The sequence below is a fragment of the Microbacterium sp. Soil_N32 genome, assembly GCF_057655505.1.
The window spans coordinates 1,253,543-1,266,849 of sequence record NZ_JBDGME010000019.1; the positions used below are offsets into that span (position 1 = coordinate 1,253,543).

At 67.5% G+C, this 13,307-nt stretch carries 6 protein-coding genes; all 6 read right to left on the bottom strand.

The features are described from left to right. Positions 1 to 41 precede the first annotated feature (41 nt). Positions 42 to 3,917 carry a DNA-directed RNA polymerase subunit beta' gene (rpoC, locus tag AC3A3J_RS14185; protein ID WP_487672879.1) on the bottom strand — a complete coding sequence of 1,292 codons (3,876 nt, stop codon included), beginning with the start codon at positions 3,915 to 3,917 and terminating at the stop codon, positions 42 to 44. 78 nt (positions 3,918 to 3,995) lie between these two features. Next, positions 3,996 to 7,496 carry a DNA-directed RNA polymerase subunit beta gene (gene rpoB / locus AC3A3J_RS14190; protein WP_487672880.1) on the bottom strand — a complete coding sequence of 1,167 codons (3,501 nt, stop codon included), beginning with the start codon at positions 7,494 to 7,496 and terminating at the stop codon, positions 3,996 to 3,998. A 223-nt stretch (positions 7,497 to 7,719) separates the two neighbouring features. Next, positions 7,720 to 9,390: an ABC transporter ATP-binding protein gene (locus tag AC3A3J_RS14195; RefSeq protein WP_487672881.1), complete on the bottom strand. Its 1,671-nt coding sequence runs from the start codon at positions 9,388 to 9,390 to the stop codon at positions 7,720 to 7,722. Beyond that, positions 9,387 to 10,337 carry an ABC transporter permease gene (locus tag AC3A3J_RS14200; RefSeq protein WP_487672882.1) on the bottom strand — a complete coding sequence of 317 codons (951 nt, stop codon included), beginning with the start codon at positions 10,335 to 10,337 and terminating at the stop codon, positions 9,387 to 9,389. Before AC3A3J_RS14200 ends, AC3A3J_RS14195 begins: the two co-directional genes overlap by 4 nt. Positions 10,338 to 10,371: 34 nt before the next feature. Next, positions 10,372 to 11,376: an ABC transporter permease gene (locus AC3A3J_RS14205; RefSeq protein WP_487672883.1), complete on the bottom strand. Its 1,005-nt coding sequence runs from the start codon at positions 11,374 to 11,376 to the stop codon at positions 10,372 to 10,374. 81 nt (positions 11,377 to 11,457) lie between these two features. Next, positions 11,458 to 13,131 (bottom strand): ABC transporter substrate-binding protein, encoded by a 1,674-nt coding sequence (locus tag AC3A3J_RS14210; RefSeq protein WP_487672884.1) that lies wholly within the window; start codon positions 13,129 to 13,131, stop codon positions 11,458 to 11,460. Between the last annotated feature and the right edge of the window lie 176 nt (positions 13,132 to 13,307).

Sequence of the window (13,307 nt, forward strand, 5' to 3'; positions counted from 1 at the left end):
GGCCTTCGTTCACATCGTCACCTCCGCGGAGGCGCCGTCACTCAGTTGTACGTGCCGGGGGTGATGTCGTCCGTCGAGAACGCGTCGAAGTCGACGTAGCCGAAGTCGCCGTCGGAGTACGCGCCGTCGGATGCGAAGATCCGGTTCGGGTAGCGCTCGCTCTTGGCTTCCTCGGTCGCCTCGACCGTGACGTTGCGGTACTTCGAGAGACCGGTTCCGGCGGGGATGAGCTTTCCGATGATGACGTTCTCCTTGAGACCGACCAGCGGGTCGCGCTTGCCCTCCATGGCGGCCTGCGTGAGCACGCGGGTCGTCTCCTGGAAGGACGCGGCCGACAGCCACGACTCGGTCGCGAGCGACGCCTTCGTGATACCCATCAGCTCGGGGCGGCCGGACGCGGGACGCTTGCTCTCGCCCACGGCCTCGCGGTTGATCTGCTGGTAACGCTTCAGATCGACCATCTCACCCGGCAGCAGGGTCGTCTCACCGTGGTCGACGACCGTCACCTTGCGGAGCATCTGGCGGACGATGACCTCGATGTGCTTGTCGTGGATCGGCACACCCTGCGAGCGGTAGACGCCCTGGACGCCGCCGACGAGGTACTTCTGCACCTCGCGGGCACCCATGACGCGCATGACCTCCTTGGGGTCGAGCGTGCCGACCTGCAGGGGCTGACCGACCGTGACGTGCTGGCCGTCCTCGACGAGGAGGGTCGCGCGCTTCAGCACCGGGTAGACCACTGCCTCGTCGCCGTTGTCGGGCGTGAGGATGACCTTCTTGGCCTTCTCGGTCTCGTCGATCGTGATGCGGCCATCGGCCTCGGCGATCGGCGACGCGCCCTTGGGGGTACGCGCCTCGAAGAGCTCCTGCACACGGGGCAGACCCTGCGTGATGTCATCCGCCGATGCCGAACCACCCGTGTGGAAGGTACGCATCGTCAGCTGGGTACCGGGCTCACCGATCGACTGGGCCGCGATGATGCCGACGGCCTCGCCGATGTCGACGGTCTTGCCGGTCGCGAGCGAACGGCCGTAGCACTGCGCGCACACGCCGACGGCGGAGTCGCAGGTCAGGACCGAACGGACCTTGATGGTCTCGACGCCCGCGGCGACCAGCTTGTCGATGAGCACGTCGCCCACGTCGTCGCCGGCCGCGGCCAGGACCTCGCCCGCCGCGTTGACCGCGTCGGACGCCAGCGTACGGGCGAACACCGAGTTCTCGACGTTCGCGTCGCGCACCAGCTCGCCCTGCGAGTTCGGAGCGGCGATCGGGAGCTCGAGGCCCTTCGACGTGCCGCAGTCCTCTTCGCGGATGATGACGTCCTGCGAGACGTCCACCAGACGACGGGTCAGGTAACCCGAGTCGGCGGTACGCAGAGCGGTGTCGGCGAGACCCTTACGGGTACCGTGCGTGGCGATGAAGTACTCCGCCACCGACAGACCCTCGCGGTACGAGGAGATGATCGGACGCGGGATGATCTCACCCTTGGGGTTGTTCACCAGACCGCGCATACCGGCGATGTTCCGGATCTGCAGCCAGTTACCACGGGCACCCGACGACACCATGCGGTTGATGGTGTTGTCCTCGGGGAAGTGCGCCTTCATCGCGGCCTGCACCTCGTCGGTCGCCTCGGTCCAGATCTTGATGAGCTCCTGACGACGCTCGGCGTCGGTGGTGAGGCCCTTCTCGTACTGCGACTGGACCTTCGCGGCCTGCTTCTCGTAGCCCGCGACGATCTCCGCCTTGTTCGGCGGGGTGAGGATGTCGCTCAGCGCGACGGTCACACCCGAGCGCGTGGCCCAGTAGAAGCCGGCGTCCTTGATGCGGTCCAGCGTCGCCGCCGTCTCGACCTTGGGGTACTCCTCGGCCAGCTTGTTGACGATCTGCGACAGCTTGCCCTTGTCGGCCTGCTCGCGCACGAAGGGGTAGCCCTTCGGCAGCGCGTCGTTGAAGATCGCCTGACCCAGCGAGGCGTCCACGAGACCGTGACGCTCGTAGCCCTCGGGCGCTTCGCCCTCGAGGAACGTCAGGCCGGGGATGCGGATGCGGACCTTGGCCTGCAGGTCGAGGGAGCCCTCGTCCTTCGCCAGGATCGCCTCGGAGACCGACCCGAACGCACGACCCTCACCGGCAGCGCCCTCCTTGACCGTGGTCAGGTGGTGCAGACCGATGATCATGTCCTGCGAGGGCAGGGTGACCGGACGGCCGTCCGACGGCTTGAGGATGTTGTTCGAGGCGAGCATCAGCACGCGGGCCTCGGCCTGGGCCTCGACCGACAGCGGCAGGTGCACGGCCATCTGGTCGCCGTCGAAGTCGGCGTTGAACGCCGCGCAGACGAGCGGGTGCAGCTGGATGGCCTTGCCCTCGACGAGCTGAGGCTCGAAGGCCTGGATGCCCAGGCGGTGCAGGGTGGGGGCGCGGTTCAGCAGCACCGGGCGCTCGCGGATGATCTCCTCGAGCACGTCCCAGACCTCGGGACGGGTGCGCTCGACGGCGCGCTTGGCGGCCTTGATGTTCTGCGAGTGACCGAGGTCGATCAGGCGCTTGATCACGAACGGCTTGAAGAGCTCGAGCGCCATCTGCTTGGGCAGACCGCACTGGTGCAGCTTCAGCTGCGGGCCGACGACGATGACCGAACGGCCCGAGTAGTCGACGCGCTTTCCGAGCAGGTTCTGACGGAAACGACCCTGCTTGCCCTTGAGCATGTCGCTGAGCGACTTCAGGGCGCGGTTGCCGGTACCGGTGACGGGGCGACCACGGCGGCCGTTGTCGAACAGTGCGTCGACGGCCTCCTGCAGCATCCGCTTCTCGTTGTTGACGATGATCTCAGGAGCACCGAGGTCGATCAGACGACGCAGACGGTTGTTGCGGTTGATCACGCGGCGGTACAGGTCGTTCAGGTCGGAGGTCGCGAAGCGGCCACCGTCGAGCTGCACCATCGGACGCAGCTCCGGCGGGATCACCGGCACCACGTCGAGGACCATCGCGGCCGGGCTCATGCCGGTCTCGAGGAACGAGCTGACGACCTTGAGGCGCTTGATCGCACGGATCTTGCGCTGGCCCTTGCCCTCCGAGATCTGCAGGCGCAGGTTCTCGGCCTCGGCGGCCAGGTCGAACGACTCCAGGCGGCGCTTGATTGACTCGGCGCCCATGTGGGCCTCGAAGTACTGACCGAAGCGGTCCTGCAGCTCGTGGAAGACGTCGTCCTCGGGGCGGAGCGCGCCGACCTCGAGCGTGCGGAAGTCCTCCCACACGCGCTCGAGCTTGGCGATCGCGTCGTCTGCACCCTTGCGGATGAGCGACATCTCCTTCTCGGCGGCGTCCTTGACCTTCTTCTTGGCGTCGGCCTTCGCACCCTCGGACTCGAGAGCGGCCAGCTCCTCCTCGAGGCGCGCGAGGCGCTCGGCGATCTTGGCGTCACGGCGGTCGCCGAGCGTCTTGATCTCGAGGCGGATGTTGTTCTCCTGCGTGCCCAGGTCGCGGTGACGAGCATCCTCGTCGACCGAGATCACCATGTACGCGGCGAAGTAGATGACCTTCTCGAGGTCCTTCGGCGCCATGTCGAGCAGGTAGCCCAGACGCGAGGGCACACCCTTGAAGTACCAGATGTGGGTGACGGGCGCGGCGAGCTCGATGTGGCCCATGCGCTCACGACGGACGGAGGACTTGGTGACCTCCACGCCGCAGCGCTCGCAGACGATGCCCTTGAAGCGGACGCGCTTGTACTTTCCGCAGGCGCACTCCCAGTCGCGGGACGGTCCGAAGATCTGCTCTCCGAAGAGGCCGTCCTTCTCGGGCTTGAGGGTGCGGTAGTTGATGGTTTCGGGCTTCTTGACCTCGCCGTAGGACCACGCGCGGATGTGGTCTGCGGTCGCCAGGCCGATGCGAAGCTCATCGAAAGTTGTGGACTCGAGCACTAGTTCTCCTGTGTCGGAAATTCTGTTTGAGAAGTCTGCGCCGGTGCGCCCGGGGGTTGGCCCGGGCGCACCCGCGGATTAGATCTCGTCGATCGAGGCGGCCTCGAAACGGCTGGAGATGTTGATACCGAGTTCCTCTGCGGCGCGGAACGCCTCGTCGTCGGTGTCGCGGAGGTTCACCAGCGTGCCGTCGGCCGAGAGCACCTCGACGTTCAGGCAGAGCGACTGCATCTCCTTCATGAGCACCTTGAAGGACTCGGGGATGCCCGGCTCCTGGATGTTCTCGCCCTTGACGATCGCCTCGTACACCTTGACGCGGCCGAGGATGTCGTCGGACTTGATCGTGAGGAGCTCCTGGAGCGCGTATGCGGCGCCGTAGGCCTCGAGGGCCCACACCTCCATCTCACCGAAGCGCTGTCCACCGAACTGCGCCTTACCACCGAGCGGCTGCTGGGTGATCATCGAGTACGGACCCGTGGAACGTGCGTGGATCTTGTCGTCGACCAGGTGGTGCAGCTTCAGGATGTACATGTAGCCGACCGAGATGGGCGCGGGGAACGGCTCGCCGGAGCGGCCGTCGAACAGCTGCGTCTTGCCCGACGAGTCGATCAGGCGCACGCCGTCGCGGGTCGGGAGCGTCGAGTCGAGCAGACCCGAGATCTCCTCCTCCGACGCACCGTCGAACACCGGGGTCGCGACCTTCGTGCCGGGCGCGGCCTCGAAGGCCTGCTCCGGGAGACGCGCGGCCCACTCCGGGGTGCCCTCGACCTTCCAGCCCTGCTTCGCGATCCACCCGAGGTGGGTCTCGAGCACCTGGCCGAAGTTCATTCGACCGGGGATGCCGAGCGGGTTCAGCACGATGTCGACCGGGGTTCCGTCCGCGAGGAACGGCATGTCCTCGATCGGGAGGATCTTCGCGATGACACCCTTGTTGCCGTGACGGCCGGCGAGCTTGTCACCCTCGGTGATCTTGCGCTTCTGGGCGATGTAGACCACGACGCGGCGGTTCACGCCGGAGCCGAGCTCGTCGTCGCCGTCCTCGGCGTTGAACTCCTTGACGGCGATGATCGTGCCCTGCTCACCGTGCGGCACCTTCAGCGACGTGTCGCGCACCTCGCGGCTCTTCTCGTTGAAGATCGCGCGGAGCAGACGCTCCTCGGCCGACAGCTCGGTCTCGCCCTTCGGCGTGACCTTGCCGACGAGGATGTCGCCGGGGCGCACCTCGGCGCCGATGCGGATGATGCCGCGCTCGTCGAGGTCCTTCAGCAGCTCGGGGCTGACGTTGGGGAGGTCACGGGTGATCTCCTCCTTGCCGAGCTTCGTGTCGCGGGCGTCGACCTCGTACTCCTCGATGTGGATCGAGGAGAGGGTGTCGTCCTTCACCAGGTCCTGGCTGAGGATGATCGCGTCCTCGAAGTTGTAGCCCTCCCACGTCATGAACGCGACGAGGAGGTTCTTGCCGAGGGCGAGCTCGCCGTTCTCGGTGGCGGGGCCATCGGCGATGACCTCTCCGACCTCGACGCGCTCACCGGCGCTGACGACGACCTTCTGGTTGTACGACGTGCCCTGGTTGGAGCGGTCGAACTTGCGCAGGTGGTACTCCTGCGTGCCGCCCTCGTCGAGCATGACGACGACGCGGTCGGCCGAAACCTCCGAGACGACACCGGCCTTCTCGGCGGTGAGCACGTCACCGGCGTCGATGGCCGTGTAGCCCTCCATACCGGTTCCGACGAGCGGGGAGTCGCTGCGCAGCAGCGGCACGGCCTGACGCTGCATGTTGGCGCCCATGAGCGCGCGCTGCGCGTCGTCGTGCTCGAGGAAGGGCACGAGCGAGGTCGCGACCGACACCATCTGGCGCGGCGAGACGTCGATGTAGCCGATCTCCTCGGGCAGGAACAGGTCGACCTCGCCGCTGCCGCCCTTGGGGCGCGCGAGCACGTGGCTCTCGCGGAAGCGACCCTTCGCATCGAGCGGCGCGTTGGCCTGCGCGATGTTGAAGTCGACCTCCTCCGACGCGGTGAGGTAGTCGATCTGCTCGGTCACGACACCGTCGACGACCTTGCGGTACGGGGTCTCGATGAAGCCGAACGAGTTGATGCGCGCGAAGGTCGCGAGCGCACCGATCAGACCGATGTTCGGGCCTTCCGGGGTCTCGATCGGGCACATGCGGCCGTAGTGCGAGGGGTGCACGTCACGGACCTCGACGCCGGCGCGGTCACGCGAGAGACCGCCGGGGCCGAGCGCCGAGAGGCGGCGCTTGTTGGTCAGACCCGCGAGCGGGTTGTTCTGGTCCATGAACTGCGACAGCTGCGAGGTTCCGAAGAACTCCTTGATCGCGGCGACGACGGGGCGCACGTTGATCAGGGTCTGCGGCGTGATGGCCTCGATGTCCTGCGTGGTCATGCGCTCGCGGACGACGCGCTCCATGCGGGACAGACCCGTGCGGACCTGGTTCTGGATCAGCTCGCCGACCGCGCGGATGCGACGGTTGCCGAAGTTGTCGATGTCGTCGGTGGCGATGCGGATCTCGGCCTTCTTGCCGCCGCGGATGCCCTCGAACGTCTCGGTGCCGGCGTGGATGCGCACCAGGTACTTGATGGTCGCGACGATGTCCTCGACCGTGAGCACCGAGTCGGTGAGCGCGGCGTCGAGGCCCAGCTTGTGGTTGATCTTGTAGCGACCCACCTTGGCCAGGTCGTAGCGCTTCGGGTTGAAGTAGAAGTTGTCGAGCAGCGCGCGAGCGGCCTCGGCGGCGACCTGCTCGCCCGGACGCAGCTTGCGGTAGATGTCGCGCAGCGCGTCTTCCTTCGTGACGATGGTGTCCTTCGCGAGCGTCTCCTCGATGGAGGGGAAGCCGGCGAACTCGGCGAGGATCTCCTCGCTCGTCATGCCCAGAGCCTTGAGGAAGACGGTGACCGACTGCTTGCGCTTGCGGTCGATGCGCACGCCGACCTGGTCGCGCTTGTCGATCTCGAACTCGAGCCATGCACCGCGGCTCGGGATGACGCGCGCCGAGACGATGTCCTTGTCGGACGTCTTGTCGGGGGTCTTGTCGAAGTAGACGCCGGGCGAACGCACGAGCTGCGAGACGACGACGCGCTCGGAGCCGTTGATGATGAACGTGCCCTTGTCGGTCTGCAGCGGGAAGTCGCCCATGAAGACCGTCTGGGTCTTGATCTCACCCGTGAGGTGGTTCATGAACTCGGCCTCGACGTACAGCGGGGCGGCGTAGGTCTTGCCGCGCTCCTTGCACTCCTCGATCGAGTACTTCTCGGGCTCGAGGTACGGGTTCGTGAACGAGAGCTGCATGGTCTCGCCCAGGTCCTCGATCGGGGAGATCTCCTCGAAGATCTCGCCCAGACCGCTGACCTCGTTGACGTCGGTGCGACCGGCGGCCTTGGCCTCGGCGACGCGGGCCTTCCAGGCCTCGTTGCCGACGAGCCAGCCGAAGGACTCGGTCTGCAGGGCCAGGAGGTCGGGGACAGTCAGCGTGTCGGAGATCTTGGCGAACGAGAGGCGGGAAGCTCCGCGTCCGTTCTTGGTGGTGGTGGATGTGGATGCGTTGCGAGCAGCAGCCAAGGGAATAACCTCCGTGAGCCCCGCAGGGCTTCTCGATTCCTTTGTCGTCAGGTGGAGTGTGCGCTCAGAAGCTCAGAGGAATGCCGACCACCATATGAGGGCATGGAGAAGCGAGCGCAACTACCAACTATAGACAGGAATCCGCGACATGGCAAGCGCGATCCTTGACCAATCTCGAATGCTGCGGTATTGGCATCCTGTCGTCCCCCGTCAGGAGGCCCCGTCAGGAGGCGATGTGCAGCTCGTTGCCGGGGATCGACGCCAGGAGGCGCCGCGTGTACGGGTCGCGCGGGTTCGTGAAGATCTCTTCCGAGGATGCCGCCTCGACCAGCGCGCCGTCCTTCATCACGCACACGTAGTCGCTGATCAGACGCACCACGGCGAGGTCGTGCGAGATGAAGAGGTAGCTCAGCCCGTACTCGCGCTGCAGATCGCCGAGCAGCGTGAGGATCTGATCCTGCACCAGCACGTCCAGCGCCGACACCGGCTCGTCGCACACGATGAGATCGGGCGAGAGCGCGAGTGCCCGCGCGATCGCGACGCGCTGCCGCTGACCGCCCGACAGTTCGGACGGGTACCGGCGCAGCATCGACTGCGGCAGGGCCACGTCGTCGAGCAGCTGCCGCACGCGGGCACGGCGCTCGGCGCTGCTCTCCCGCTTGTAGAAGTCGAGCGGCTCGGCGATCAGGCGCTCGATCGTGAACATCGGATTCAGGCTCGAGTACGGATCCTGGAAGATCGGCTGCACCCGCTGCCGGAAGTCGCGCGTCTCGGCACGGCTGAGCGACGAGACGTCCTTCCCCTCGAAGCGGATGAGACCGCTGGTCGGCTCGATCAGCTTCAACAGCATCCGCGCCGTCGTCGTCTTGCCGGAGCCCGACTCCCCCACGATCGCCACCGTCTCGCCGCGCGGGATCGCCAGCGAGACGTCCTTCACCGCGACGAAGTCCTCGCCGCGACCGCGCACCGGGTAGACCTTGGTGAGTCCCTCGATCTCGACGATGTGGTCGGTCGGGGCATCCGGGGTCTCCTGCGCCGTTCCCGCCTCGGCCGCGAAAGCCTCGGGGCGCAGACGCGCGACCGCCACCGACGGCGCCGCCTGCACGAGGGACTGGGTATACGGATGCTGCGGCGCCTCGAGGATCTGCCGCGCCGGCCCCTGCTCGACGACCTTGCCGCGGTGCATCACGACGACCCGCTCCGCGCGCTCCGCCGCGAGCCCGAGGTCGTGGGTGATGAGCAGCACGGCGGTGCCCAGCTCGCGGGTCATCGCGCCGATCTGGTCGAGGATGGTCTGCTGCACCGTCACGTCGAGGGCACTGGTCGGCTCGTCGGCGATGAGCAGGCGCGGTTTGCAGGCCAGGCCGATAGCGATGAGGGCGCGCTGCCGCATGCCGCCGGAGAACTCGTGCGGGTACTGCTTCGCACGGCGCTCCGGGTCGGGCAGCCCCGCGGCGGTCAGCGCCTCGAGGACCTTCGACTGCACGTTCTGCCGCGTGGCGAGTCCGTGCGCGAGCAGCGTCTCGGCGACCTGCGTGCCGATCTTCGCCACGGGGTTCAGGTTCGACATCGGGTCCTGCGGCACGAGTCCGATGTCGCGTCCGCGGATCTGCCGCAGCTCGCCCTCGGACGCGTGCGAGATGTCGCGGCCGTCGAGGCGGATGCTCCCGCTCGCGACCTTCCCGCCCCCGGCGAGGAGTCCGATGATGGCCATGGCCGTGGTCGACTTGCCCGACCCGGACTCGCCGACGATCGCGACCGTCTCGCCCGGCCGGATCTCGAGGTCGACGCCTTCGACCGCGTGCACGACGCCGTCGATGGTGGTGAAGTCGACGGCGAGGCCCTCGACCGACAGCAGCGGCTCGCCGCTCATGGTGTTCTCCTGAATGGTCATCGGGCGCGGGTCCTCGGGTCCATGGCCTCGCGGAGCGCCTCGCCGAGCAGCGTGAAGCCGAGGGCGGTCACCGCGATGCAGATGCCGGGGAGGAACGCCAGCCACGGGGCGATCGACAGCTCGGCCTGCGCATAGGTGAGCATGCGGCCCCATTCGGCGGTCTCTGGACGTCCGCCGCCGAGGCCGAGGAACGACAGCGCCGCGGCGTCGATGACCGCGGTCGCCAGCGTCAGCGTGCCCTGCACGATCACGGGGCCGATGGCGTTCGGCAGCACGTGCGACATCGTGATCCGCCCGCGGCCGAGCCCGAGGGTCTGGGCCGAGAGCACGTAGTCGCTGGAGCGCTGCTGCAGCATCGACGCCCGCAGCAGACGGGCGAAGATCGGCACCTGCGATGCGCCGATCGCGATCATGACCGCGAACGGCGTCTGCCCGAGGATCGCGGCGATCGACACGGCGAGCAGCAGGTTCGGCACCGACAGGATGATGTCGACCACGCGCATGATGATCGTGTCGACCCAGCCGCCGAAGGTGCCCGCGATGAGCCCGAGCAGCATGCCGCCGACCAGACCCATGGCCGTCGAGATGACGCCGACGAGCAGCGAGGCCCGCGCGCCCCAGATCAGCTTCGAGAGCACGTCGCCGCCGAAGCGGTCGAGGCCGAGCGGGAACTGCGCGAGCTCCCCCGGGCCGGGGATGTACGTCGGGGTGATGAACTTCGCCCCGGGGAGGGCTGTCTCGGGGTACGGCGCGAGCAGCGGGGCGAGACCGGCGACGAGCAGGAACGCCAGCACGATGACGGCGCCGATCCAGGCCGTGGGGTTGTGGCGGATGCGACGGAACACGTCGCGCCAGAAGCCGCCGGGCCCCTCTGCGAGTCCGGCCTGGGCGACGGCGACGGTGTCGATGACCTGGCCGCCCTGGGCGGGTGGGAGTGCGACGCTCATGCGACGGCCTCCTTTCGATGGGTGGCGAACGTCATCACTGCACCCTCACTCTCGGGTCGATGAGGCTGTACGAGACGTCGACGGCGAGGTTGATGAGCGCGTAGGCGATCGCGATGAAGATGATGAAGCCCTGCAGCACCGGGAAGTCGCGGGTGAAGATGGCGCGGGCGAGGAACGACCCGATCCCGGGGAACGCGAACACCGTCTCGGTGAGCACGGCGCCCGAGATCAGCAGACCGGTCTGCAGACCGATCGTCGTGATGACGGGCAGCATGGCGTTGCGCAGGATGAACCGGTTGCGCAGGATCGACGACCCGACGCCCTTGGCCCGCCCTGTGCGCACGTAGTCGGCGTTCTGCACCTCGAGCACGCTCGCCCTGGTGATGCGCACGATGATCGCCAGGGGGATCGTGCCGAGGGCGAGCGCCGGCAGGATCAGGTGCAGGATCGCGTCCCACGAGGCGTCGAACTCGCCCGTGATGATGCCGTCCCAGACGTAGAAGCCGGTGACGTGCGTGGCGTCGATCCTCGGATTCTGACGTCCGTCCGACGGCAGCCAGCCCAGCTGCACGGCGAAGACGTACTTCAGGATGAACGCGAGGAAGAACACCGGAATCGTGATGCCGATGAGGCTGAGCACGACCGAGGCGTGGTCGCTGAACTTGCCGTGCCGTCGGGCGGCCCAGTAGCCGAGCGGAATGCCGACGCCCACCGCGAAGATGAGCGCCGCGACGCTGAGTTCGAGCGTCGCGGGGAAGCGCCGCAGGAACTCCTCGACGACCGGACGGTTCGTCTGGATCGACGTGCCGAAGTCGCCCTGGATGAGGCGGGTGACCCACACGAAGTACTGCTCGAGGAGGGGACGGTCGAAGCCGTACAGCTCGTTGACCCTGGCGATCGCGTCGGGCGTCGCCTTCTCGCCGAGGAGGGCGACCGCGGGGCCGCCGGGGAGGGCCCTGACCCAGGCGAACAGCAGGATGCTGAGGCCGAGCAGGGTGGGGATGAGGAACAGCAGTCGCCCGCCGATGGTGCGCAGCACAGAGATCTCCGTAGATCGGTGCATCACGGCCCCGGGGCCCGCCGTGCAGGTCGGGCCCCGGGTCGCGGTGCGTCGGTCGTGTTACTCGCTGAGGACGATGTCCGTGAAGACCTCGTCGTTCACCGGGCTGGCGGGGTAGCTGTCGACGCGGGGGTCGAACGCCAGGGTCGGAGCCGGGTGCGCGAGCGGGACGCCGGGGATGAACTCGGCGACCATCTCGTTGATCTCCTCGTAGAGCGCGGTCTGCTCGTCGAGGTTCGAGACGCCGCGCGCCTCGGTGAGCTTCTGGAACAGCTCGGGGTTGTCGAAGCCCCACTCCGAGCTCTGCTGGCCGAAGAAGACGCCGACGAAGTTGTCGGTGTCGTTGTAGTCACCGGTCCAGCCGAGCAGGTGGATGCCGTGGTCGGACGTGCCGGTCGTGCGGTCGAGGTACTCGACCCACTCCTCGGACACCGGCGTGGTCTCGACGCCGACCTCGGCGAGCTGCGACGACAGCACCGTGAAGATCTGCTCGGGGTCCGGCATGTAGGGACGCGAGACGTTGACCGGGTAGTTGAAGGTCAGGCTCAGCGGGTTCGACTCGTCGTAGCCGGCCTCGGCCAGCAGCGCCTTCGCCTTCTCGGGGTCGTAGTCGTAGGTCGTGACGTCGGGGTTGTAGCCGTTGACGACCTCGGGCACGAACTGGGTGGCCTTCTCGGTGCCCTCGGGGAGCACCTGGCTGATCAGGGCATCCTTGTCGATCGCGTACGACAGCGCCTCGCGTACCTTCGGGTCCTGCAGCTCGGGCAGGGCCTGGTTGAACGCCAGGTAGAGGATGGTGAACGGCGGACGCGAGACCATGGTGAAGCCGTCGTCCTCGAGTGCCTTCGTGTCGGCGGGACCGACCAGGTCGTAGCCGTCGATCGAGCCGGATTCGAGCGCCTGGCGACGCGCGGTGGGGTCGTCGATGGTGCGGAAGATGATCTCGTCGATCTGCCCCGCCTCGCCCCAGTAGTCGTCGTAGGCCGAGAGCGTGACCTGCTCGCCCGGCGCCCACTCATCGAACTTGTAGGGGCCGGTACCGACGGGGTGCCCCATCGCGTACTCCGAGAGCTGCGGGGCCTCGGCGGAGCCGCCGACCTCGTCGGCGCCGAACTCCTGCATGGCCGAGGGGCTCTGCATCGAGAACGCCGGGAGCGACAGCGAGGCGACGAAGCCGGCGAAGGGCTTGTTCAGCTCGATCGTGACCGAGTTCTCGCCGTCGGGCGTGCACGACTTGTAGACCGCGTCGTCGGGCGTGGAGGCGTAGCCCTTGTAGAGCTTGTTGTAGTAGTAGCCGAAGGCCTCGGAGGCGGCCAGGCCCTCCCAGTTGTACCAACGGTCGAAGTTCGCGCAGACGGCCTCGGCGTTGAACGGCGTGCCGTCGTGGAACGTCACGCCCTCCTTGAGCGCGAAGGTGTGCGACATGCCGTCCTCGGACGACTCCCAGCTCTCGGCGAGCAGGGGCGCCGGGTCGGCCGTGCCGGGCTCGGTACCGACCAGGCCCTCGAAGATCTGACGCGAGACGCGGAAGCTCTCGCCGTCCTGCGCGAACGCCGGGTCGAGGCTGGCCGGGTCGGACGATGCCGCGAAGACGAACGTGCCGTCGACGTCGCCGGAGCCTTCGCCGCTGTCATCGCCGCGCTCGCTCGCGACGCAGCCCGCGAGGGCGAGGGCGACGACCGTCGCCCCGGTGAGGGCGGCGAGACCGCGTCGTCGGAGGTGTGACTTGTGCATGGTGCGTGCCTTCCCGATGGGGGATCTGGGGCGCGTGAGCAGAGCCTCGTCGCTCCGTCACGATGATTTCTCGACCGTACCCAGCAAATTCCAAGATGCCAAGGGTTTCGCCCTCACCGATCGATTCCAATTCGGTATCGGCCGTCACGGAACCGAGTCCCACGCCGGGAGGGGTC